This is a genomic window from Pseudomonas sp. WS 5027 (genome assembly GCF_012985695.1).
GTDB lineage: Bacteria > Pseudomonadota > Gammaproteobacteria > Pseudomonadales > Pseudomonadaceae > Aquipseudomonas > Aquipseudomonas hygromyciniae.
Genome location: NZ_JAAQWU010000005.1, coordinates 115,092 through 136,549, shown reverse-complemented (window position 1 = coordinate 136,549; position 21,458 = coordinate 115,092). Strand labels below are relative to the sequence as shown.

Here is a 21,458-nt window from a genome sequence, read left to right as displayed (position 1 = left end):
CAAGCATGCTATTTTTCGAGGGGTAGTCAGCCGTTTCCGCACCACGGAATATTCGGTTCAAGGCATTCTTCAAGCGTTACACGCAGGACACTTACATGAACGGATCATCCACCGGCAGCGAGGCCGCGGCGCTCATCGCGCGGCTGGACTGGGCCACAAGCCCCCTCGGTGATGCCAGCCACTGGCCGCAAAGCCTGCGCACGGCAATCGATATCGTCATCCACTCACCGATGCCGATGCTGTTGCTGTGGGGTGACGAACTCACGCAAATCTATAACGATGGCTTCGCCCTGCTGACTGGCAATAAGCACCCCCAGGCCTTCGGCCAGCCGACACACGCGGTCTGGCCGGAGCTGCAACACTTCACCGCGCCGATCTACAGCGCCGTATTGACCGGCCAGGTGCGCACCTTCAGCGAGCAGCGTTTTGTCCTGCCGCGCAACCACCGCGATACGGAAATCTGGCTGGACCTGACCTACAGCCCGATCCGCGACGAGCGTGGCCGAGTTGCCGGAATCCTGGTGACCGCCATTGAAACCAACGAACGCCGGCAACTGGCCCAGGAGCTGCAGCAACGCTCCGAAGCCAGCCTCAAGGCCCAGCACGACACCGAGCAACGCTTGCAACTGGCCTTGGCCGCTACCGACGCGGTGGGCACCTGGGACTGGGATATCAGCGAAGACCGCTTTATCGCCGACAGCCATTTTGCCCTGTTGCACGGGGTTGATCCGGTAAACGCCCACCAACTGCCCATCAGCGATTACCTGCAAGGCGTGCACCCGGAAGACCGTGGCATGGTGGCCCGCAGCATCAAGCATTGCATTACCCATGGCAGCGAATACGCCGAGGAGTATCGCCTGCTCCAGGCCGACGGCCAGGTGCGCTGGGTGTTTGCCCGTGGTCGCTGCTACAAGGATCACCATGGCCGACCGACGCGATTCCTCGGCGCGGCCCTGGACCTGACCGAGCGCAAGCACACCGAGCAAGCCCTGCGCCAGAGCCAGACCGAGCTGCAACTGATCATCAACGCCATGCCGGTGCTGATCGGCTATGTGGACCACGAAGAGCGCTTTCGCCTGAACAACAGTGCCTACCTCGATTGGTATGGCCTGACCCCGCAAGAGCTGTATGGCAAGACCATCCGCGAAGTGATCGGTGCCCAGGTGTATGCCGGACGCGCCGATAAGATCGCCGCCGCGCTCAAGGGCAAGGCCTGCAGTTTCATCACCGTCACTCCCCATCGCGATGGCCGGCCCCGGCATGCGCTGATGAAGTACCTGCCGCGCTTCAGTGCCGATGGCTCGGTCAATGGTTTCTACATCTTTGTGATCGATGAGACCGAACGCAAACTCACTGAAGAAGCCCTGCGCCACCTCAACGACAACCTCGAAGAGCGCGTGGCCCAACGCACCCAGGCCCTGGCCGAGGCCAACCAGCGCCTGCAAAACGAGATGTTCGAGCGCGAGCGCGCCGAAGATGCGCTGCGTCATGCACAAAAAATGGAAGCGGTCGGCCAGCTCACGGGCGGTATCGCCCATGACTTCAACAACATGCTTACCGGCATCATCGGCAGCCTGGACCTGATGCAGCGCTACATCGCGGCCGGGCGCAGCGATGAGATTGGGCGCTTCACCGATGCCGCCGTGTCCTCGGCCCATCGTGCCGCCGCCCTGACCCATCGCCTGCTGGCCTTCTCCCGACGCCAGTCCCTGGACCGCCGGCCACTGGACCCGAACCAGTTGGTCACGTCCCTGGAAGACCTGTTCCGGCGTACCAAAGGCGCCCATATCGACCTCAAGGTGCAGCTGGGCAACGATATCTGGCCGGTGAACACCGACGCCAGCCAACTGGAAAACGCCCTGCTCAACCTGGTGATCAACGCCCGCGATGCCATGCCCGATGGCGGGCAACTGAGCATCGAGACGGCCAACAGCTACCTCGACGGCACCGACATCACCACCCTGGAACCGGTCAAGGCCGGCGACTACGTGATGCTTGGCGTATGCGACAACGGCGCCGGCATGACCCCGAAGATCCTGGCCAAGGCCTTCGATCCGTTCTTCACCACCAAACCCATCGGCCAGGGCACCGGCCTTGGGTTGTCGATGATTTATGGTTTTGCCCAGCAATCCGGCGGCCACGTCACGATCCATAGCGAGCCGGGCCGAGGCACCTGTGTGCGCCTGTACCTGCCGCGCCTGCGCGGCACCGCACTGGAAAAACCCCAGCCCCAGAGCCCGATGGAAGCTCCAGTGGCGCGCGATGGCGAAGCCGTGGTGGTGGTCGAGGACGATGCGGCGGTGCGCATGCTGGTGGTCAATCTGCTCGATGAATTGGGCTACACCGCGCACCTGGCTGCTGACGCACGCACGGCGCTGCCGTTACTCGAATCTGACCTGCGGGTGGACTTGCTGATCACCGATGTCGGCCTGCCGGGCATGAACGGTCGGCAACTGGCGGAAATCGCCCGCCAGTATCGCCCCGAGCTCAAAGTGCTGTTCATGACCGGTTATGCGGAAACGGCCACCGAACGCCAAGGTTTTCTGGAGGACGGTATGGACATGGTGGCCAAGCCTTTTTCCATCGATCTACTGGCCACAAAAATCCGCAGCATGATCGGCGTCAAAGGCCAAGTTGATGCATAATCCCGCGCCTTCAAGCCCGACCGTTGCAAGGTAACTGCCCGATGAAAGCCCAAGCCCGCCATATCCTGGTCAAGACCAGCGAGGAAGCCGAACAGCTCAAGCAGCGTATTGCCAAGGGCGAAGCCTTTGATGTGCTGGCCAAGAAATTCTCCACCTGCCCGTCCGGCAAGCGCGGCGGCGACCTCGGTGAAGTGCGGCCGGGGCAGATGGTTGGAGTGATCGATGCGGTGATTTTCAAAAAACCGCTGCGGGTGGTGCACGGGCCGATCAAGAGCAAGTTTGGTTATCACCTGGTGCAGGTGTTCTACCGCGACTGACGAACTCAGTGGCAAGCAACCATTGTGGCGAGGGGGCTCGTCCCCCGTTGGGCTGCGCAGCAGCCCCAGTCAGTCTCACCTCGGCCTTTCAGACACACCGAGGTGACCGGTTTCAGGGCTGCTTCGCAGCCCAACGGGGGACGAGCCCCCTCGCCACAACAAGCCCCATCAGCACGACACGCTCAGGGGAATCAGCGCGCCCGCAACCTGAATAACCCGGCTCGCCAGCCGGTGCCCAGCCATGGCCGCCTCTTGCGGCGAACCACCCCTGAGCCTGCTGGCCAGATACGCCGCACTGAACGAATCCCCCGCCGCCGTGGTGTCCACCACCTTTTCGACCACTACCGCCGGCACTGCAAAACGCTCGCCGCCCTGGCGAATCAGACAGTCGTGCGCCCCGCGCTTGAGCACCACTTCGCCGATCTGCGGATAGGCCGCGAATACCTGCTCGCTGTCGGCATAGCCAAACAAGGCGCGCTCGTCATCCTCGGTGAGCAAGGCCATATCCACCTGTTCCAGCACCTGCTGATAGGCCTCGCGGGCGGCTTCGACACTGGCCCACAGACGCGGGCGGTAGTTGTTGTCGAACACCACCCGGGCGCCACGCTGGCGGGCTTGCGCCAACACGTCCAGCAGACGTGCACGCCCCACCGCGCCCAATACAGCCAGGGTGATCCCGCTGAAATACAGCACATCGTAGGTCGGCAAGGCGGCCAGGACCGGCTCGGCCCCTGGCGTGGTAAAGCAATCGCGCACCGCTGCTTCGTTGCGCCAGTAGAGGAATTTGCGCTCGCCATTGGCGTCGGTCTGGATGCAGTACAACCCCGGCAGGCGGCCCGGCAAGCGCTGGACCCGTTCCAGGCCAAGGCCTTCCTCGGCCCATTGCGCGCACATGGCATCGCTGAAGCTGTCATCGCCCAGGGCGGTAACGTAGTCCACCCTGCTGTTCGCGCCAAGTTCACGGCGCAAGTAGACGGCGGTGTTCAGGGTATCCCCGCCGAAGCTCTGGTGCAGGCTGCCGTCGGCGCGGTGTTGCAGTTCGATCATGCATTCGCCGATCAGGGCGATGCGCGGGATTGGCTTCATTTCACAGCTCTCCAAATACACCTCCACTGTAGGAGCGAGCTTGCTCGCGAAAAACGCAAGATCGCCACGGGGTGTCAGACGACCAGCGTTATCGTTGACGATTTTCGCGAGCAAGCTCGCTCCTACCGTGGCCGCAGCCTAGAAGCAGGTATGCAGCGACTCGACCACCTGCAACTGCTCATCCACCAGACACCCCACCTGCCACTTATCAAAGGTCAGGCACGGGTGCGAGGTGCCAAACGAGATGATGTCGCCAATGCGCAACTCAACCCCCGCCGCCACGCTCATGAACGCATGCTGGTCCATCACCGCCGTGACCTTGCAACCCCTCACGTCATCGCCCACCGCCGGCAGCACGCCGGCCTTGTAGCGCTTGAGCGGCACCGGCAAGCCGGCGTCGTAGGCCACGTCACGCTTGCCCAGGGCGATGACCGCAAACCCAGGCTCCGGCAATGACTGCACGTGGGCCCAGACTTCCAGGGCCGGACGCAGGCCTTCGCTGAGGTCACTGCGCCGCTCCAGCACGCAGCATTGCGCGTCCTTGTAGATGCCGTGGTCGTGGGCCACATAGCTGCCGGGCCGCAGAACACTGAGGAAGCGCCCCTCGGCGTTCTGCGCGGCAAAGGATTCGGCGATCAGGTCATACCAGGCCGAACCCGATGCGGTGATGATCGGCTTGCCAAGGTCGAAAGCACCGCTGTTCTGCATATCCACCGCCAGGCGCACCAGGGACGCGGCAAACGCGCGGATGCCGCTGATGGCATGCTCGCCGTGGATCACCCCTTCGTAGCCTTCGATACCGGTGAGCGCCAGGGCCGGCTGGGCCTTGATCGCCCGCGCCAGGTCCAACACCTCCTGCTCGCTGCGGCAACCGCAACGGCCGCCGACCACGCCGTATTCGATCATCACGTTCAGGCGCAGGCCACGGGCGGCGAAGAACGCGCCCAGGTCAGCCACGTTGTCCGGGTGGTCGACCATGCAATGGAAATCAAAATCAGGATCGGCCAGCAGCTCGGCAATCAACGCCATGTTCGGCGCGCCCACCAACTGGTTGGCCATCAACACCCGGCGCACACCACCGGCATAGGCGGCGCGGGTCTGCACGGCGGTGGCCAGGGTGATGCCCCAGGCGCCTTGCGCCAACTGACGCTGGAACAGCGCCGGCATCATGCTGGTCTTGCCATGGGGCGCCAGTTGCGCACCGCTGCTGCTGACAAAGTCCTGCATCCAGCGAATGTTGTGTTCCAGTGCTGCGCGGTGCAGCACCAGGGCGGGCAGGCTGACGTCGCGTACCAGGTGGGCACCGCTGGCGGCAGCGCCTTTTTCAACGGCATTGAAGACCGGCATGGGATTACTCCGTTTGGCTATTCATTGATACGACGGGCCAGGTGGTTGGCGCTGTCGATCAGCACCCGGCGGTAGTCGTTGTAATTGTTCTGGGCGTCGGCCCGCGGGGCGACGATGCACAGGGTCGCAATGGCGATGCCCTGGGCATCGCGCACCGGGGCGGCAAAGCAGTGGGTAAAGGTGTCGGCAACACTGTCGAAGGAAAAAAAGCCATCGAGGGTGGCCTGGCGGATCTGCCTGAGGAAGGTGTCCAGGGGCAGGCGCTGGCCATCCGGCAGGATGAAATCGTCGTGGTCGATCAGGTCGATGATCTGCTGGTCGCTCAAATGCCCCAGCAGCAAGCGTCCGGAGGCGGTCCAGGGGATCGGTGCGTTCTCACCGATATCCGAAGAAATCCGGAAATGCCGCTCGCCCTCGCGCATCAGCGCCACCGTGTACTTGCGCCCGTTGAGCAGGCACATCTGCGCGGTCTCGCGGGTTTGGCTGACGATCGCCTGCAACACGTGATCGGCCTCGCGAGTCAGGTCGAAATGGCGCAAGTGCGCCTGGCCGAGGAAGTACAGCTGGCGCCCCAGGTAGACGTGGCCGTCCTGGCCCACGGTTTCGAGAATGCGCCGCTCCAGGAGGGATGCAACCAGTTCATAAACTGTGGATTTGGGGCTGCCGATGCCACTGGCAATATCGTTGGGGCGCAGGGGCTGGCCGACTTCCTTGAGAAAATCGAGGATATCGAACGCCCGGTCCAGGCCTTTTGCACGGCGTTTGATGGTGTCTTCGGTCATGGTGGTCTTCGGTCCGGGAAATCATAGGACTTGCGCACAATCCCCTGTGGGAGCGGGCTTGCTCGCGAAAGCGCAGTATCAGTCACTAAATAATTGACTGACCCACCGTTTTCGCGAGCAAGCCCTCTCCCACATTTTGAATCGCATGCGGTCGGGAGATCAGGCATTCAGCCTTTTTTCTTGTAGGCCACGCAATCGATCTCGACCTTGCAATCAACCATCATATTCGCCTGCACGCAGGCCCGTGCCGGAGCGTGTTCAGGAGTGAAGTATTCACCGAAGACTTTGTTGAAACTCCAGAAATCCCGTGGGTCTTCCAGCCATACACCCACCCGGACCACGTCTTTAAGCTCGAAACCTGCCTCTTCAAGGATCGCCACCACGTTCTTCATGGTCTGGTGGGTCTGCTCGACAATCCCACCATTGATGATCTCACCGTCCACCGCCGGCACCTGCCCCGACACGTACAGCCAGCCATCCGCCTCCACTGCACGGGCGAATGGGCGGGGTTGGCCACCGCCGGCGGTGCTGCCGACGCCGTAACGAGTAACGCTCATAAAATTGCTCCTTGATTAAAAACGGATATTTTTCAGGAATTGCGCCAGGCGTGGCGGAAGCCGCTTATTCCGCTATAACGGACCATGGTGTGTAACAACGGAATAAACAGCAGAAAGTGTGCCACAGCCAGCTCCAGAAAAATATTCAAGCGTTAAAGTCGTTTTAAATCATGCACATAAGAAATCGCCAAGCCACCAACGCCCCGCCCGCGACGACTCGCGCACTGCTACCGTAGGCCCCAATCCGTTGCGATCTTTCACATCGGGGTGCGCTACCTGTGAATTCTGACAGTAGACCGCCTGGCCCAACCGGCTTAGGGTTTGGCCACGGACCTGAAGGAGATTGTCATGGGACTGATCAACACAGTAATCGATGACGCGGATGCGTATAGACGGGCGCTGCAGACACAGCGCACGGTGTTCATGCTCTTTGTATCGCCCCAGTGCTCGGCATGCGGTGCGGCCAAGCCACTGTTCAGTAAAGTGGCCAGCCGCTATCGCCGCCAGGCAGCCCTTTATGTGCTCGATACCACCCAGACGCCTCGGCATCCCGACGTCACCGGCACGCCGACGCTGCTGATACTGAAAAACGGCAGGCTGGTCGAAACACTCAAAGGGTTCGGCCCCTGGGAAACCCAGGAGCAGACCCTGAAGAAAACCTTCGAGCGGCACACCCGTGGTGTGCCGACCAAAAGGGCTAGGCCCCGTTAACCCACGGCGACAGGGGTCAGCAACACCTGCGTCACCCGCCGCTCTTCCACCGCCGCTACGGTCAGGCGCCAGCCTGCGTACTCCAGGCTGTCGCCTACCACCGGCAGGCGATCCAACAGGCTCATGACCAGGCCGGCAAGGGTCTGGTAATCCTCGGTGGCCATCGCCTGGAAACCGGTGCGCTGGCGGATCAGGTTCAGGTTCAACGCGCCATTGGCGCGGTAACCGCCCTGCTCTTCGACGATATCCGGGCCTTCCACTTCACTGGCATCCGGCAACTCACCGGCGATGGACTCAAGAATGTCGGTCATGCTCAACACCCCCATGAAGTCGCCGAACTCGTTGATCACGAAAGCAATGTGCGTCGACTCCTGGCGCATCTGTTCCAGGGCGTTGAGGATCGAGAAGCTGTCGAGCAGGTTGATCGCCCGTCGCGCCAGGTGTTCCAGGTTCGGCTCAGTGCCGGCCAGGTACTCCTTGAGCAGTTCCTTCTTATGCACGAAGCCCAAAGGCTCATCCACCGCACCGTTGCGAATCAGCGGCAAGCGCGAGTAGGACGAGTGCATCAGCTTCAGGCGAATCGTCTCCGGATCGTCAGCCAGATCGATGTAGTCCACATTCGCGCGCGGGGTCATCAAGGTGCGGATCGGCCGCTCGGCCAACTGCAACACGCCGCTGATCATGATCCGTTCGCGACGGTCGAACAGCGGGCCTTGAGGGTTATCGCCGCCATCGAGCAGGTCGGTAACGTCTTCACCCACTTCTTCCACCGCCAGGCTGCGACCACCCAGCAGGCGCATGACCGCATGAGCCGTACGTTCACGGATCGGCCGCAGGCCTTGCGCCGACTTCTTGCGGCGCGCCCGGGCGATCTGGTTGAACACCTCGATCAGGATCGAGAAACCGATGGCCGCGTACAGGTAGCCTTTGGGGATATGGAAGCCCAGGCCTTCGGCAGTCAGGGCGAAACCAATCATCATCAAGAAGCCCAGGCACAGCATGATCACCGTCGGGTGCGCGTTGACGAAGCGGGTCAGCGGCTTACTGGCCACGATCATTACGCCGATGGACACGATCACCGCGATCATCATCACCGCCAGTTCATCCACCATGCCGACCGCAGTAATCACCGCGTCGAGGGAGAACACCGCGTCCAGCACCACGATCTGCGCCACGATCGGCCAGAACATCGCGTAGGCCGCATTGCCGGTGCGTTCGGTGACATGCCCTTCGAGCCGCTCATGCAATTCCATGGTGGCCTTGAACAACAGGAACACACCACCAAACAGCATGATCAGGTCACGTCCGGAGAAGCTCTTGTCGAACACCTCGAACAACGGCTGGGTCAAGGTCACCAACCAGGAAATACTCGCCAACAAGCCCAGGCGCATGATCAGCGCCAGGGACAGACCAATCAACCGCGCACGGTCACGCTGCTCCGGTGGCAGCTTGTCCGCCAGGATCGCGATAAACACCAGGTTGTCGATACCCAATACCAGTTCCAACACAATCAAGGTCAACAGGCCGAGCCAGGCCGTTGGATCCGCTAACCATTCCATATAGAAGTCTCTGTCTCTTTATTGATGTTCAGAATGCCGGGCACAACAAAACGCGGTCCGATGGCCGGGAAAAGGTTAGCAGTCTGAATAGGGGATGCTTCAGCGGGAACGGCGGCAATAGAGGTCTTGGGGAAAGACGACTGGGGGGCTCCGAGAGGGTGTTCATGCAAGTCCTGCAGTGAGAAAAGGACTTTAATCCTACAGTCGAAATACAAATTCCCCACAATTTAAAACTATTACAAGATCTGTAAAAGCACCCCGCAAACCCCTGAAGGAGCCGGCTTGCGATGCACGCCCCTCGATGTATCCGTCACGCTGCGGTGATGCTATCGCAGGCAAGCCAGCTCCCACACAAGCCAGCTCCATGAGCGAGCGGGTCAGGTTTTGCGGGTCGCGTCGTCCAGCGCCAGGATGGTGTGGGCATTGGTCACCGTGGTCGCCAGGGTATTGATCACCCCCGAGCGCAACGCCCCCAACGTCGCCGCCGCCTTGGTGTTTTCACTGGCGATTGCCACCACATCGGGAATGCGGAACAACTCCTGTACCGTCAAGCCGATCACCCGCCCTTGAATGGCGTTGACCGCCGGCTGGCCATGGATGTCGATAAAGTCGTAGCCCATCATGTCGCCCACGGTGCCGGACAAACGCGCCTGGGCGATTTCCTGGGGTGAAAACCAGCCCATGCGCACCATGTTGCTGTTCTCGCTCATGTCACCAATGCCGATCAGCGCCATATCGGCCCGCCGTGCGCGGTCGAGGGTGGAGCGTACGGTGTCGTTGCTGATCAGCACGCTGCGCAGTTCCGGGTTGGCCACCAGCGCTGGGGCGTACAGACTTTCGCTCTCACCACCAAAGCGCAGGGCCAGGCGTCGGCAGATATGGTCAGGGTTCATGTATTCGCCAGCCTTGAGCGAACCGCCAATGGCGCAGACAAACGTGCAGTTGCGCGTCACCGGCAAAAACACGTTATCGGCTACCGCCCCCACATTGCGGCCCATGCCCACGGCGACAATCATGCCGTCGCCCAGGGTCTTGTTCAGGTAGTTGGCCACCAGGCTGGCTACGGCGGAGCGCTGGGTGTCGGCGTCGCTGTGGTCGACCGCGATTAATGCACGGTCCAACTGGAAGCGCTCCACCAGCGCCTGCTCCAGTTCGTTGTTCATTGCCGGATGCTGCAACACCCGCACTTCGACAATCCCTTCATCGCGCGCACGCTTGAGCAGCCGGCTGACTTTGGCCCGGGACAGGTCAAACCGCTTGGCGATGGCTTCCTGAGTGACGTTCTCAAGGTAATAGAGCATCGCCACTTCGGTCATCAGATCGATATCGCTGGCGGTGCGCAGGGTGCTGTCACTCATGGGGACGGGCTTCCGTTTCGGCGTCAAAGGCGCATTCTCCCGACTCTTGCCCCGCTACGTCCACTACTGATGCCCATCACGCTCAATGGCATTGATGCGCTCGACCTTGGCCCCGGATCGCGCCACCTCGAACTCCGAGGCCAGAAACGCGGTGACGATGCTCTTGGCCAGCTCCGCTCCCACCACCCGTGCACCGATGGACAGGATCTGCGCATCGTTGCTCTTGCGCGCCCGTTCCGCCGAATAGGTGTCATGGGCCTGGGCCGCGCGAATCCCCAGCACTTTATTGGCCGAGATGGCCATGCCGATGCCCGTGCCACACACCAGCACGCCCAGGCGCTGCTGCCCGGCGTTGATGGCCGTGGCTACCGTCAGCGCAATATCCGGGTAGAGCACCGGGGCCGTGGAGTGGGTGCCAAAGTCGGTCACCGGATACCCCAGCGCCTCGATATGGCGCTTCAACAACTCCTTGAGCTCAAAACCCGCTTCGTCACATCCGATAGCCACCGGGAAAGGTGTGTTCATGGCATTAGGCTCCGCTGCCGTGGTGAGACTTAAGACTGATCATATGATCACTCAGTGAAATTCCGATCAGCCATTTCTCGGATATTCACTGACAACTGTCAAGCACGATTTAACTGACCTGCCAGTCAAAGCCCTCTAAAACGCCACGAATCAAGAAATCGCAGGCGACTACAAGTTTTCAATGAAAGAGATTGACTGATCAGAATTTCATTTGATACACATATGCTCACGCAGCAACACGACTGTGTACCTAATAAGAATTCACAGCACGAGGACACGCCAATGGCTACGCCATTACTGCTCCAGGCTGAACACGTCGCCAAGGCCTATGCCGGCATCCCTGCCCTGCGTGACGGCCGCCTCTCGCTGCGGGCCGGCAGTGTGCATGCCCTGTGCGGCGGCAACGGCGCCGGCAAATCCACGTTCCTCAGTATCTTGATGGGCATCACCCAGCGTGACGCCGGCAGCATCCTGCTCAATGGCGCCCCCGTGCATTTCCAGCGCCCCAGCGAAGCGCTGGCAGCGGGGGTCGCGATGATCACCCAGGAACTGGAACCGATCCCCTACATGACCGTCGCCGAGAACATCTGGCTGGGCCGCGAACCACGGCGCGCCGGCTGCATCGTCGACAGCAAGGCGCTGAACCGACGCACCCGCGAACTGCTGGAAAGCCTGGAGTTCGACGTCGAGGCCAGCGCGCCCATGCATCGCTTGAGCGTGGCGCAGATCCAGTTGGTGGAAATCGCCAAAGCGTTCAGCCATGACTGCCAGGTGATGATCATGGACGAGCCCACCTCCGCCATCGGCGAGCGCGAAGCCGAAACCCTGTTCAAGGCCATCCGCCGCCTCACCGCCCGAGGCGCCGGTATCGTGTATGTGTCCCATCGCCTCAGCGAGCTTTCGCAGATTGCCGACGACTACAGCATCTTCCGCGATGGCGCCTTCGTCGAAAGCGGGCGCATGGCCGACATCGACCGTGCCCATCTGGTGCGCGGCATTGTCGGCCAGGAATTGACGCGTATCGACCACAAGGTTGGCCGCGAAAGCGCCGCCGAGTGCTGCCTGGACGTCCAGGGCCTGAGCCGCAGCGGCGAGTTCCAGGACATCAGCCTGCAATTGCGCCAGGGCGAAATCCTCGGCATCTATGGCCTGATGGGCTCGGGGCGCAGCGAGTTCCTCAATTGCATTTACGGTCTGACCACCCCGGATGCCGGCAGCGTCACCCTGCAAGGCAAACCCATGCCCATCGGCCTGCCCAAGGCGACCATCCGCGCCGGCATGTCCCTGGTCACCGAAGACCGCAAGGAAAGCGGTCTGGTGCTCAGTTCCAGCATCCTCTCGAACATCGCGTTATCGGCGTACAAGCAGCTGTCGAGCTGGTCGCTGATCAATGCGCGCAAGGAAAACCAATTGGCCGAGGACATGGTCAAGCGCCTGCAGATCAAGACCACCTCCCTGGACCTGCCAGTGGCGTCCATGAGCGGCGGCAATCAACAGAAGGTGGTGCTTGCCAAATGCCTGTCGACCCAACCGGTGTGCCTACTGTGCGATGAGCCGACACGGGGCATCGATGAAGGCGCCAAGCAGGAGATCTATCACTTGCTGGACCAGTTCGTGCGCGCCGGTGGCGCGGCCATCGTGGTGTCGTCGGAGGCCCCGGAGCTGCTGCACCTGAGTGACCGTATCGCCGTCTTCAAGGGTGGCCGGCTGGTGACTATCAGCAGCGACACCGACCTTTCCCAGGAAGCCTTGTTGAGTCTTGCCTCATGAATGCCAAAACCATTACCGCCCCGCTCACCACCCCCGTGCGCAGCCGCCTGCGGCTGTCCCTCGACCGCTTTGGCCTGCCGCTGGTGTTTATCCTGCTGTGCGTGGTCATGGCGTTTTCCAGCGAATACTTCATGACCTGGCGCAACTGGATGGACATCCTGCGCCAGACCTCGATCAACGGCATCCTTGCAGTGGGCATGACCTATGTGATCCTGACCAAGGGCATCGACCTCTCGGTCGGTTCGATCCTCGCCTTCGCCGGCCTCTGCAGCGCCCTGGTGGCGACCCAGGGCTACGGCCTGCTCGCTGCCGTCAGCGCCGGGATGTTTGCCGGGGCGATGCTGGGGATGGTCAACGGTTTCATGGTGGCCAACCTGTCGATCCCACCCTTTGTCGCTACCTTGGGCATGCTCAGCATTGCCCGGGGCATGACCTTCATCCTCAACGACGGCAGCCCGGTCACCGACCTGCCGGACGCTTACCTGGCCTTGGGGATCGGCAAGCTTGGGCCGATTGGTATCCCGATCATCATCTTTGCGGTGGTCGCACTGATTTTCTGGATGGTGCTGCGCTACACCACCTACGGACGCTACGTGTACGCGGTGGGCGGCAATGAAAAAAGCGCGCGTACCTCGGGGATCGGCGTGCGCAAGGTGACGTTCTCGGTGTACGTGGTCTCAGGGCTGCTCGCTGGCCTGGCAGGCGTGGTGCTGTCTGCGCGCACTACCTCCGCCCTGCCCCAGGCCGGCATGTCTTATGAGCTGGATGCGATTGCCGCCGTGGTAATCAGCGGCACCAGCCTGTCCGGCGGCGTCGGCACCATTGTCGGCACGCTGTTCGGCGCCCTGCTGATCGGGGTAATCAACAACGGCCTGAACCTGCTCGGCGTGTCCTCCTATTACCAGCAGGTCGCCAAGGGCCTGATCATCGTGCTCGCGGTGTTGATTGACGTGTGGCGCAAGAAAAAACGCTAGTCGCTTTTCCTCTGAACGAACTGAACGACCACAACAATAAACGGAGTTCTCATCATGAAATTCGCTACATCATTTGCCGCCGTTGCGGCCCTCAGCCTGCTCGCCAGCAGCATCACCCTGGCCGCCGATGGCAAGACCTACAAAGTCGGCGCTGCCGTGTACGGCCTCAAGGGCCAGTTCATGCAGAACTGGGTACGCGAGCTCAAAGAACACCCGGCGGTCAAGGACGGCACCGTGCAGTTGACCGTCTTCGACGGCAACTATGACGCGCTGACCCAGAACAACCAGATCGAAAACATGGTGACCCAGCGCTACGACGCGATCCTCTTTGTGCCCATCGACACCAAGGCCGGCGTTGGCACCGTGAAGCAGGCGATGTCCAATGATGTGGTGGTGATTGCCTCCAACACCAAGGTCGCCGATGCCAGCGTGCCGTACGTGGGCAACGATGATGTCGAGGGCGGGCGCCTACAGGCCCAGGCCATGGTCGACAAACTCCAGGGCAAGGGCAATGTGGTGATCATCCAGGGCCCGATTGGCCAGTCGGCGCAGATCGACCGGGAAAAAGGCGAGCTGGAAGTGCTGGGCAAACACCCCGGGATCAAGATCATCGAGAAAAAGACCGCCAACTGGGACCGCGCCCAGGCCCTGACCCTGACTGAAGATTGGCTCAATGCCCACCCCAAAGGCATCAACGGGGTAATCGCGCAAAACGACGACATGGCCCTCGGCGCCGTGCAGGCCCTCAAGTCCCATGGCCTGACGTCCAAGGACGTGCCCGTCACCTCCATCGACGGCATGCCCGATGCGATCCAGGCAGCCAAAAGAGATGAAGTCACCACCTTCCTGCAAGACGCCCAGGCTCAATCCCAGGGCGCACTGGATGTGGCCCTGCGGCAACTGGCGGGCGAAGACTACAAACCCAAGTCGGTGATTTGGGAGCGCTATGCCAAGGACGTGAAATGGGCCGACGGCACCGCGAAGAACTACATCCTGCCGTGGGTGCCGGTGACCAATGGGAATGCGGATGCGCTGTATCGGCAGGTCAGCGGTACTAAATAGCGGTTCCGACCCGTAAATACTATCCAAATGTGGGAGCGGGCTTGCTCGCGAAGGCGGTGTGTCAGAAGACACATCAGTTGGCTGACCCACCGCCTTCGCGAGCAAGCCCGCTCCCACATTTGAATCTCCAGCGACTGAGAGAATGGAGTTAAACCAATGTCTGGATTCTGGAACCAAGCCTTCGACCTCAGCGGCCGTTGCGCCGTGATCACCGGCGGGGCCGCAGGGATTGGTCTGGCGTGCGCCAGCCTGCTGGTGGAGCGTGGTGCCCGCGTGGCCTTGCTCGACCGCGATCCGGCCGTGGTTGAAGTGGCCGCCAGCCTGGGCAACGGGCATATCGGCCTTGCCGTCGACCTGCGCCAACTCGACCAGGTGCAGAGCAGCATCGACTACGTGTTCGCGCACTTCAAACGCCTGGACTACCTGGTCAACAGCGCCGGCGTGGTGATGCTGGACAAGGCCATCGACGTCAGCGAAAACGCCTGGGACACCACCCTGGATATCAACCTCAAGGCCAGCTTCTTCGTGGCCCAGGCCTGCGCCCGGCACATGCTCGCCCAGGGCAGCGGGCGCATCGTCAACCTGGCGTCCCAGGCCGCGGTGATCGGCCTGGATCGGCATGTGGCCTATTGCGCAAGCAAGGCCGCGATTGTTGGCATGACCAAGGTCCTGGCCATGGAATGGGCACCGCACATCACTGTAAATGCCATCTCCCCCACCATCGTCGAAACCGCCCTGGGCAAGAAAGCCTGGGCGGGCGAAGTGGGCGAACGGGCCAAATTGCAGATCCCTGCAGGCCGTTTTGCCCAGCCCGATGAAATCGCCGGGCTGGCGTTGTACCTGCTCAGCGATGCCGCCCAGATGGTCACCGGCGCCAATATGGTGATCGACGGCGGCTACAGCATTCAGTAACCCATCTATTCGTCGTGAGGTTTGTCATGTCCACCGCTACCGAACGTACCGCCGAACAACTCCACCCGGTGATCCCCAAGACCATGCAGGCCGTGGTCTGCCATGGTCCGGAAGACTATCGCCTGGAAACCGTCAACGTCCCCACACCCGGCCCCGACGAGATTCTGACCAAGGTCGAGCTGTGTGGCATCTGCATGGGCGATATCAAGACCTATCGCGGCGCACCATCGTTCTGGGGCGACGCCGAGCAGCCGCGCTACGTAAAGCCGCCGATGATTCCCGGGCATGAGTTTGTCTGCCGCGTAGTCGCCCTGGGCCCGGGTGCCGAGAAGCGTGGAGTGAAAGTCGGCGACCGGGTGATTTCCGAGCAGATCGTGCCGTGCTGGGGTTGCCGCTTCTGCAACCACGGCCAGTATTGGATGTGCCAGAAACACGACCTCTACGGGTTCCAGAACAACGTCCAGGGCGCCATGGCCCAGTACATGATTTTCACCAAGGAAGGCATCATCCACCAGGTGCCGGACTCCATCGCGCCGGACGAGGCAATCCTGATCGAACCCCTGGCCTGCTCGCTGCACGCGGCCGAACGGGCCAATGTGGATTTCGACGATGTAGTGGTCGTGGCCGGCGCCGGCACCCTGGGCCTGGGCATCATCGGCGCGGTGCGCATGCGCAACCCCAAACGCCTGATCGTGCTCGACATGAAACCCGAACGCGCCGAACTGGCCCTGCGCATGGGCGCCGATGAGGTCTGGAACCCGGCCGAGGTTGATGTACTGGCGAAAATCCGCGAAATCACCGACGGTTACGGCTGCGACATTTACATCGAAGCCACCGGGCACCACAAGGCGGTGAATCAGGGCCTGGCGATGCTGCGCAAGCTGGGGCGCTTCGTCGAATTCAGCGTGTTCAACGACGAGGCCACGGTAGATTGGTCGATCATTGGCGACCGCAAGGAACTGGACGTGCTCGGTTCACACCTGGGCCCCTACATGTACCCGCGGGCCATCGATTTTATCGGCAAGCGCAAGATCGACATGCGCGACGTGGTGACCCACAAGTTTGCGCTGGCGGATTTCAAGGAAGCGTTTGCGGTGATGGAGCGCGGGGACAAGTCCTTGAAGGTCGTACTCGAACCCTAAAACACCCCAACCGCTTTTTACTGTAGGAGCGAGCTTGCTCGCGAAAAACCTGAGGGCGACGCACTCATCCAGGTAGCCCGCGTTAGCGTTAACGTTTTTCGCGAGCAAGCTCGCTCCTACAGTTAGTTGCTCACAACAAGAACAGGAACCCGCGTTATGAATCGAGTCATCAACGATCCGGACCAAGTGGTCGAGGACATGCTGCGCGGCATTCTGGTCGCCCATCCCGAACTGCGCCAAAGCGACACCAACCCCCGCGTGATCAGCAAGGCCAAGCCCTCGGGCCCAGGCCGCGTGGGCATCGTCACCGGCGGCGGCTCCGGCCATGAGCCGGCGTTTCTCGGCTACGTGGGCCCCGGCCTGGTGGACGCCGTGGCCGTCGGCGAAATCTTCTCTTCGCCCACCGCCAAAAGCTTTTTCGATGCCTTCCGCGCCGCCGATCACGGCGCGGGCGTGGCCTGCCTGTACGGCAACTATGCCGGCGACAACATGAACGTGAAGCTAGCGATGAAAATGGCCGCCAGCAAAGACATGCAGATCCGCACCGTGGTCGCCAACGATGACGTGGCATCGGCGCCCAAGGCCGATATCGCCAAGCGGCGTGGGGTGGCCGGGGAAATTTTCATGTGGAAGATCGGCGGTGCCGCCGCCGCACAACACTATGACCTGGATGGAGTGATTCGCGTCGCGCAGAAGGCCGTCGATCACTGTCGCTCCATCGGTATCGGCCTGACGCCCTGCACCATTGCGGCGGTGGGCAAGCCGAACTTCCAGATCCCGGACGGCCAGATGGAGCTGGGTATCGGCCACCACGGCGAACCCGGCATCGAAGTGATTCCGATCGAGTCCGCCGCCGCCATGGCCGCGCGCATGCTGGCACCGATCCTCGCCGACCGGGATTTCAGCCAGGATGACAGCGTGGTGGTGCTGGTCTCGGGGCTGGGTGCGACGCCGGTGATGGAGCTGTACATTTTCTACGCCGAAGTCGAAAACCAACTCAAGGCCAAGGGCCTGAAGATCCATCGCTGCTACGTCGGCAACTACTTCACCTCCCTGGAAATGATGGGCGTGACCCTGACCCTGCTGGGCCTGGATGCCGAGCTGAAAACCCTGATCGACCAACCTTGCCGCTCCATCGGCATGACCCAGGCGGAATAAACCATGAGCCAGCATTTCTCTACCCACGACGGCAGCGCGATTGTCACTGACTTGGTGAGTGTGATCGTCGCCAACCGTGAATACCTCAGCGAAGTCGACGGCGCGATTGGCGATGGCGACCACGGCATCAATATGGCCAAGGGCTTCGCCCATTGCGGCCGTACCCTCGAAGGCCGGCAGTTGACCCTGGCCGAGGCCTTGGATGAACTGACCCTGAGCCTGATGGAGGGCATCGGCGGCTCTATGGGCCCGCTGTATGGCAGCCTGTTTATCGGCATGGCCGACGAAGTGCGCGGCAGCGAAAACATTGATGCCGCCACCTTCGCCCATTTACTGCGCGGCGGCCTGACCTCATTGCAGGACATCACCGAAGCCGGCGTGGGCGACAAGTGTTTGATGGACACCCTGATCCCGGCAGTGGAGGCGTTTGAACGGGCGCAGGCAGGCGGCGCATCCTTCGGTGATGCCCTGGACGCGATGAAAAGTGCAGCCTCACAAGGGCGCGACTCGACCAAGGACCTGGTGGCCAAGATCGGCCGGGCCAGCCGCTTGGGCGAACGCTCGCTGGGGGTGCTGGATGCCGGCGCAGTGTCCTGCTGCCTGATCCTCACGCAACTGGCGGACTCGATCCAACCCCGTCTGACCCTGTAGGAGCGGGCTTGCCGGCGATGAGGCCCTTGAAAGCCAAGTCCACTTCAAGACCCTGCCCTTTCAAAGTTCTTGAAAACATAGCTTTTAGCTAATAACGCTCAACCAAGGGGGAACCCAAACCCGTGGCGAGGGGGCTTGTCCCCCGCTGGGCTGCGCAGCAGCCCCAACAAACACGCTGCGAATATTCAGGTAAACCGCGCTGACAGGTTTTGGGGCTGCTGCGCAGCCCAGCGGGGGACAAGCCCCCTCGCCACGGGCCCCTTACCGGGTGGGGTTGTGTTTGATGTGCTGGATATACCGCGCCACCGCCGGGGCTTTTTCAAAGCGCCGGTAAATCAGCGACAGCCACGACGACGCGTCGTTGCCCTGGATGTGGCGATATTGCACACCCGGCAGGCTGACATGCCCCACCACCGATTCCGGCACCACCGCCACCCCCTGCCCCAGCGACACCAGGGCGATCACCGCCACCAGGCCTCCCGGCTGGGGCCCCAGGCGCGGGGCATAACCACCTTGCGCGGCCACCTGCAAGGTGCCGCTGATTTGCTCGGGCAGGATGAAGGTCTCGTTCTGTAAATGCTCGCAGGTGATTGCCTTCAAGCCCAACAGCCACGAACCCTGGGGCAACGCCAGGACAAAACCTTCGCTGCCCAGGCGTAGCGCCTCCACACCGTCGGGCAAGGTCATCGGTGAGCGAATATAGCCAATGTCGTAGCGCCCCTCGGCCACCAGCCCCGGCAACAGGGCCATGGGGCTTTCCCGCACGCTGAGGCTGACATCGGCAAACTCCGCGCAAAATGCCTGCACCTGGCGTTGCAACACGCCCGAATACACCGCCGACGCGACATAGCCCAATTCGATATGGCCGATTTCGCCACGCCCGGCGCGCTGGGCATTGCGCTGGGCAAACTCGAACTGGCGCACGGTGGCCTCGGCTTCGGCCTGCAGCGCGCTGCCCGCCTCTGTCAGGCTGACGTCACGCTGGCGCCGGATAAACAGGCGGGTGCCCAGGGTGCGTTCCATATCCTGGATCTGCCGACTCAAGGTGGGCGGGGCAATGTCCAGCTGTTCGGCGGCACGCGTGAAGTTGCGGTGCCGGGCAACGGCCAGGAAGTAGCGGAAATGCCGTATTTCCATTGCAGGATTAGCTCAAAGGTAATGATGTGCTTGGCCTCGGCTAACAGAACCACTGCGCGCCGACGATAAGCTGACAGGACGCCCACAGTAGAGAGTCCTTGCGATGCCCGTCAAACCCACATTGCCTATTGCCTTCCAGGTAATCACGCCATGAGCCCGGTCAGCCCACGCCTTACGCTGTTGACCGCTTCTGGGGTCTGCTCGCTGATTGTCCTCGACACCAATATTGTCGCCGTGACCCTGCCGACTATCGCCCGCGACCTGGGGGCCAATTTCGTCGATATCGAATGGGTGGTCAGCGCCTATATGCTGGCGTTCGCCGCCCTGCTACTGCCGGCCGGGAGCATCGCCGATCGCTTCGGCCGCAAGAAGACCCTGGTGTGGGGCCTGGGTATTTTTATCCTCGCCTCCCTGGGCTGTGGCGCCGCCCCCAGCGTGCTGCTGCTGGATATCGCCCGCGCCGTGAAGGGGGTCGGTGCAGCGTTGCTGCTGACCTCGGCCCTGGCGTCCATCGGCCATGCCTTTCACGATGAACTGGAACGGGCCAAGGCCTGGGCGTTCTGGGGCGCCTGCATGGGCGTGGCGATGACCGCCGCCCCGACCCTCGGCGGCCTGATCACCCACTACATGGGTTGGCGCTGGATTTTCTACCTCAACCTACCGGTGGGCCTGGCATTGCTGGCGCTGGTCCTGCACGCCATCCCGGAATCACGCGACAGCCAATCGGCCCGTCTCGACCCTTGGGGCAGCCTGACCTTCAGCGCCAGCCTGCTGTGCCTGATCTGGGGCCTGATCGAAGCCAACCGGATCGGCTGGGACAACCCGTTGACCTATGCGCGATTGCTCGGCGGCGCGTTCCTGTTGGGCCTGTTTGTGTGGGTGGAGCGCTTGCAACACCGACCGATGGTGGACCTGCAACTGTTCCAGTACCCACGGTTTATCGGCGCTTTGCTGGGGATGTTTGCCTATGCCGGGTGTGCCCAGGTGATGATGACGCTGCTGCCGTTCTACCTGCAAAACGGCCTGGGATTTTCTGCGATTGCTTCAGGTTTGGGCATGCTGCCGTTTGCCCTGACCATGCTGATTTGCCCGCGTATCGGCGCACGCCTGGCCAGCCGCTTCGCCCCCGCGACCCTGATGGCGACCGGGCTGGCCCTGGTGGGCAGCGGCAACCTGCTCAGCGCCTGGGCCGTGAGTGTCGGCGGTTATCTACCGTTTGCCTTGGCCATTGCAGTGACCGGCGCCGGTGCCGGCCTGCTTAATGGCGATACCCAGAAAAACATCATGGCCTGCGTACCGAGGGACCGAGCGGGCATGGCCTCGGGCATGAGTACCACCATGCGTTTCAGCGCGATCATGTTGGCGATCGGGGTATACGGGGCGCTGCTGGCCAGCCATAGCGAGCATTTGCTGCACGCCAGCCTTGGCGAGCAATGGCAGGCTCAGGTACCGGGGATTGCCTCGCGGGTGGTGGCCGGGGACATGCCTGCGGCCATGGCGCTGCTGCCGCAATCGGCGCAGGGCCTGGTGCAACCGTTGGCATGGCAGGCGTTTGTCGGTGGGTTTGGCCGGGTATTGTGGGTGGCGGGGCTGTTGAGCCTGCTGGGGGCGCTGGTGGTGGGCCTGCTGATGAGGCATCCGATTCCAACACCTTGTAGGAGCGAGCTTGCTCGCGAAGGTCGTCAACGGTAACGCGGGTATGGTGGATGACCGCGTTGGTCTTGAGTTCTTCGCGAGCAAGCTCGCTCCTACAGAGGCGGCCGTG

General features: G+C 61.9%; 19 protein-coding genes. 11 read left to right on the top strand and 8 right to left on the bottom strand.

All coding sequences use genetic code 11. The annotated features are described in order from the left end of the window. Positions 1-95: 95 nt before the first annotated feature. Together HBO09_RS08645 and HBO09_RS08640 are read left to right on the top strand one after the other, a co-directional pair. On the top strand, positions 96-2,645 hold the full coding sequence (locus HBO09_RS08645) for a PAS domain-containing sensor histidine kinase (RefSeq protein WP_170060908.1): 2,550 nt from the start codon (positions 96-98) through the stop codon (positions 2,643-2,645). Between the two features lie 41 nt (positions 2,646-2,686). Then, positions 2,687-2,962 carry a peptidylprolyl isomerase gene (locus tag HBO09_RS08640; protein WP_029293742.1) on the top strand — a complete coding sequence of 92 codons (276 nt, stop codon included), beginning with the start codon at positions 2,687-2,689 and terminating at the stop codon, positions 2,960-2,962. Positions 2,963-3,130: 168 nt separating this feature from the next. Here HBO09_RS08640 and HBO09_RS08635 read toward each other — a convergent pair whose 3' ends face one another. The 4 genes from HBO09_RS08635 to HBO09_RS08620 form a co-directional block, all read right to left on the bottom strand. Next, positions 3,131-4,048: a sugar kinase gene (locus HBO09_RS08635; RefSeq protein WP_169993020.1), complete on the bottom strand. Its 918-nt coding sequence runs from the start codon at positions 4,046-4,048 to the stop codon at positions 3,131-3,133. Between the two features lie 138 nt (positions 4,049-4,186). Beyond that, positions 4,187-5,395: an amino acid deaminase gene (locus tag HBO09_RS08630; protein ID WP_169993022.1), complete on the bottom strand. Its 1,209-nt coding sequence runs from the start codon at positions 5,393-5,395 to the stop codon at positions 4,187-4,189. A 17-nt stretch (positions 5,396-5,412) separates the two neighbouring features. Next, positions 5,413-6,177 (bottom strand): IclR family transcriptional regulator, encoded by a 765-nt coding sequence (locus tag HBO09_RS08625; RefSeq protein ID WP_169993024.1) that lies wholly within the window; start codon positions 6,175-6,177, stop codon positions 5,413-5,415. 167 nt (positions 6,178-6,344) lie between these two features. Next, positions 6,345-6,734 (bottom strand): RidA family protein, encoded by a 390-nt coding sequence (locus tag HBO09_RS08620; RefSeq protein ID WP_169993026.1) that lies wholly within the window; start codon positions 6,732-6,734, stop codon positions 6,345-6,347. A 348-nt stretch (positions 6,735-7,082) separates the two neighbouring features. Here HBO09_RS08620 and HBO09_RS08615 point away from each other — a divergent pair, with 348 nt between their 5' ends. Further along, positions 7,083-7,445, top strand: coding sequence for a thioredoxin family protein (locus tag HBO09_RS08615; RefSeq protein ID WP_169993029.1), 363 nt, complete (start codon positions 7,083-7,085; stop codon positions 7,443-7,445). Here the strand turns inward: HBO09_RS08615 and HBO09_RS08610 are convergent. The 3 genes from HBO09_RS08610 to rpiB form a co-directional block, all read right to left on the bottom strand. Further along, positions 7,442-9,004 carry a TerC family protein gene (locus HBO09_RS08610; RefSeq protein ID WP_169993031.1) on the bottom strand — a complete coding sequence of 521 codons (1,563 nt, stop codon included), beginning with the start codon at positions 9,002-9,004 and terminating at the stop codon, positions 7,442-7,444. The genes HBO09_RS08615 and HBO09_RS08610 overlap by 4 nt on opposite strands. A gap of 377 nt (positions 9,005-9,381) precedes the next feature. Then, positions 9,382-10,362 carry a sugar-binding transcriptional regulator gene (locus HBO09_RS08605; RefSeq protein ID WP_029293725.1) on the bottom strand — a complete coding sequence of 327 codons (981 nt, stop codon included), beginning with the start codon at positions 10,360-10,362 and terminating at the stop codon, positions 9,382-9,384. A gap of 63 nt (positions 10,363-10,425) precedes the next feature. After that, positions 10,426-10,887, bottom strand: coding sequence for a ribose 5-phosphate isomerase B (gene rpiB / locus HBO09_RS08600; protein WP_169993033.1), 462 nt, complete (start codon positions 10,885-10,887; stop codon positions 10,426-10,428). 282 nt (positions 10,888-11,169) lie between these two features. Here rpiB and HBO09_RS08595 point away from each other — a divergent pair, with 282 nt between their 5' ends. The 7 genes from HBO09_RS08595 to dhaL all read left to right on the top strand — a co-directional run bounded on the left by HBO09_RS08595 (position 11,170) and on the right by dhaL (position 18,556). Continuing rightward, positions 11,170-12,657 carry a sugar ABC transporter ATP-binding protein gene (locus HBO09_RS08595; protein WP_169993035.1) on the top strand — a complete coding sequence of 496 codons (1,488 nt, stop codon included), beginning with the start codon at positions 11,170-11,172 and terminating at the stop codon, positions 12,655-12,657. After that, positions 12,654-13,631 carry an ABC transporter permease gene (locus HBO09_RS08590; protein WP_169993037.1) on the top strand — a complete coding sequence of 326 codons (978 nt, stop codon included), beginning with the start codon at positions 12,654-12,656 and terminating at the stop codon, positions 13,629-13,631. Before HBO09_RS08595 ends, HBO09_RS08590 begins: the two co-directional genes overlap by 4 nt. Before the next feature lie 54 nt (positions 13,632-13,685). Beyond that, on the top strand, positions 13,686-14,693 hold the full coding sequence (locus tag HBO09_RS08585) for a substrate-binding domain-containing protein (protein ID WP_169993039.1): 1,008 nt from the start codon (positions 13,686-13,688) through the stop codon (positions 14,691-14,693). A gap of 156 nt (positions 14,694-14,849) precedes the next feature. Next, positions 14,850-15,605: an SDR family oxidoreductase gene (locus HBO09_RS08580; RefSeq protein WP_169993041.1), complete on the top strand. Its 756-nt coding sequence runs from the start codon at positions 14,850-14,852 to the stop codon at positions 15,603-15,605. Between the two features lie 26 nt (positions 15,606-15,631). Continuing rightward, entirely contained in the window at positions 15,632-16,747 is a 1,116-nt protein-coding gene (locus tag HBO09_RS08575) for an alcohol dehydrogenase catalytic domain-containing protein (protein WP_169993043.1), read from the top strand. Positions 16,748-16,903: 156 nt separating this feature from the next. After that, positions 16,904-17,905 carry a dihydroxyacetone kinase subunit DhaK gene (locus tag HBO09_RS08570; RefSeq protein ID WP_169993045.1) on the top strand — a complete coding sequence of 334 codons (1,002 nt, stop codon included), beginning with the start codon at positions 16,904-16,906 and terminating at the stop codon, positions 17,903-17,905. 3 nt (positions 17,906-17,908) lie between these two features. Beyond that, on the top strand, positions 17,909-18,556 hold the full coding sequence (gene dhaL, locus HBO09_RS08565) for a dihydroxyacetone kinase subunit DhaL (RefSeq protein WP_169993047.1): 648 nt from the start codon (positions 17,909-17,911) through the stop codon (positions 18,554-18,556). 261 nt (positions 18,557-18,817) lie between these two features. Here dhaL and HBO09_RS08560 read toward each other — a convergent pair whose 3' ends face one another. After that, positions 18,818-19,693 (bottom strand): LysR substrate-binding domain-containing protein, encoded by an 876-nt coding sequence (locus HBO09_RS08560; RefSeq protein WP_169993049.1) that lies wholly within the window; start codon positions 19,691-19,693, stop codon positions 18,818-18,820. A 150-nt stretch (positions 19,694-19,843) separates the two neighbouring features. On the opposite strand from HBO09_RS08560, the gene HBO09_RS08555 reads away from it, so the two are divergent. Beyond that, positions 19,844-21,385 carry an MFS transporter gene (locus HBO09_RS08555; RefSeq protein ID WP_169993051.1) on the top strand — a complete coding sequence of 514 codons (1,542 nt, stop codon included), beginning with the start codon at positions 19,844-19,846 and terminating at the stop codon, positions 21,383-21,385. Positions 21,386-21,458 lie beyond the last annotated feature (73 nt).